A 2238-nucleotide genomic window follows, 5' to 3' on the forward strand; every position below is an offset into this window, starting at 1 on the left:
CCTGCGGACGATCTACCCGCAGCACGACGGCGACCCGGCGCAGCTGATCCTGCCTGTGGGCCAGGCGGTCGGGGTGAGGCCCTTGGCGATGAGATAGTCGGCCATGGCGTCGGCTTCGGCGGCGGATTCGTCGGAGCCCTTGCCGCCGCTGGTCACCAGCATCGGGGCGCCGCCCGCGGCGACCTCGGCGGCGTACACCTCGAGGGCGCGGTCGAGACGGGCCGCCAGCAGGGGCGGCACCCGGGAGCCGATCAGGCCGGAGCCGTGCACCACGATCGCGCCCATGCCCGCCTGGTACGGCCAGCGCAGGTAGACGACGGTGTAGAGCAGAAACGCCACCAGCACGAATCCCAGATAGCTCTCGACCAGCAGGATGGAGCCGAAAACCGCGGTGAGCCAGGGGTTCTGCAGCTCGAACTCGACAACGAACATCACGTACGGCGACAGCAGCGCCAGGCCGAGCCCGAACGACAGCAGGTTCGCGACCCGCCGCCCCTCGCGCCGCCACATCTGCACTCCGTTGATCATCAGCAACCCGGCGAGGACCAGGAGCAGCAGCGGCGAGGTGAGGATGACGACGAGCACCACGATCGTCAGCGGGCTGTCGTGATCGATGCTCAGCAGCCCGAGCGTGGCGAAGGCCAGTGCGATGAGCAGCAGTACGCCGTTGCCGAAGCGGCGTGGTTCCCGGTACATCCGCAGCGTGAACCAGGCCAGCAGCACCGCACCCACGGCAAAGGCAAACATTCGGCAATCATATCGGCGGGCCGTGCGGAAATGCGGCTGCGCGGGATACTCCCGGCGGCTACGTTCGGGTCATGACCGGATTCACGCCGATCGCCGACGCCCCGCCCGCGGTCTATCTGATCACCGGAATCCAAGCCGCGGGGAAATCGACTGTGGCACAGGCGCTCGCCGAACGCTTCCCGCGCTCCGCGCATGTCCGCGGGGATGTCTTCCGCCGCTTCGTCGTCTCCGGTCGCGAGGACATGTCTCCCGCGCCGAGTCCCGAAGCCCTCGCGCAGTTGCGGTTACGGCACCGGCAGGCCGCCGTGGCCGCCGACGCCTACGTGGCCGAGGGGCTGACCGCCGTCGTGCAGGATGTCGTGCTCGGCGAGATGCTGCCCTATCTGATCGACCAGATCCGCACCGACCCACTGTATGTCGTGGTCCTGGCGCCCAGCCCGGCCGTGGTCGCCCGGCGGGAAGCCGCCCGCGCCAAGACCGCCTACGGCATCTTCACCGTCGCCGACCTCGACACCGGTCTACGCGAAACCACACCCCGCCTGGGGCTTTGGCTCGACACTTCGGATCTGACCGTCGACGAGACGGTGGACGAGATCCTCGCCCGTGCCGAGCCCATCGCTCGGTGAGAGCGCCTACCGCTCGCTGCTTATCGCCCGGCAGTGCCCTGTCGCGCGCCTGACGGTGTGAGGCGCACGCCGTGATCGAGACCGCCGGGGCGGACGATCTCGGCGTGCGCTGCTCATCGAGCCGCGATCAGCTGCAGGCGGGGGAGGTCTGGTTGCCCAGCGACAGCATGTTGCAGATCCAGTCCTTCTGGACCTTCCACTTGCCGTCCTCGGCGACGAAGGGGACGACGGCCTTCTGCGGCTGGCCGCCGGACAGCGCGAAGTCGGCGTCGGCGGTGAGGGTGCCGTTGCCCAGGTCGGTGACGTGGGTGACGGTGACGGTGGCGTTGGCCTGCTTGTAGAAGTCGGTCAGCCGCTGCGGCAGGGTCGGGTCGACGGAGACGCCCTGCAGCAGGTCGAGCTTGGCCTCGTTGGGGGTGTTGGGGTCGAGGCCCTGCTGCAGCTGGGTGTTGAGGTCTGCGGCGGTCGGGACCGGCGGGTAGTTGCTGCTGCCCTGCGCCGCGGCGGTGGTCTGGGCGGTGCTGGTCTTGGCGGGCTTGGTGGTGCCCGGCTTGTCCCCGCTGCCACACGCGGACAGTCCGAGGGCGGTCACGACGGCCAGTCCGGCGATCGCGACGCGTCCGATCTTCAGATGCTTGTTCACGAGTGGCGACGCTACTGGTCCGTAACGCGGAAAGCATCGTCGGGAGTCGATCGTCCAGTTTTTCGAGACCGGATCCTCACACTCGCCACACCGCACTCTTAAATTTGCCAAACGTTGCCTATTGATGTCGATCTTGTCATAACCGCTGGTATCGAATACGCTTCGCGCGGCGCATCTTTGACTCGATCGCGCTTCACTCATCGATGGGTCGGGATCGATGCG

3 protein-coding genes are annotated in these 2238 nt (G+C 67.8%); 1 reads left to right on the forward strand and 2 read right to left on the reverse strand.

Going from position 1 to position 2238, the window contains the following annotated elements:
- Positions 1-12: 12 nt before the first annotated feature.
- Complete coding sequence (locus tag ACWELQ_RS44150; RefSeq protein ID WP_452402924.1) at positions 13-747, reverse strand: YdcF family protein; 735 nt, start codon at positions 745-747, stop codon at positions 13-15.
- A gap of 71 nt (positions 748-818) precedes the next feature.
- Between ACWELQ_RS44150 and ACWELQ_RS44155 the strand changes: the two genes are divergently transcribed.
- Positions 819-1373 carry an AAA family ATPase gene (locus tag ACWELQ_RS44155; RefSeq protein ID WP_452402925.1) on the forward strand — a complete coding sequence of 185 codons (555 nt, stop codon included), beginning with the start codon at positions 819-821 and terminating at the stop codon, positions 1371-1373.
- 127 nt (positions 1374-1500) lie between these two features.
- On the opposite strand, the gene ACWELQ_RS44160 is transcribed toward ACWELQ_RS44155, so the two are convergent.
- Positions 1501-2016 (reverse strand): hypothetical protein, encoded by a 516-nt coding sequence (locus ACWELQ_RS44160; RefSeq protein ID WP_452402926.1) that lies wholly within the window; start codon positions 2014-2016, stop codon positions 1501-1503.
- Positions 2017-2238: the final 222 nt, after the last annotated feature.

This window comes from Nocardia sp. NPDC004722 (genome assembly GCF_053601505.1).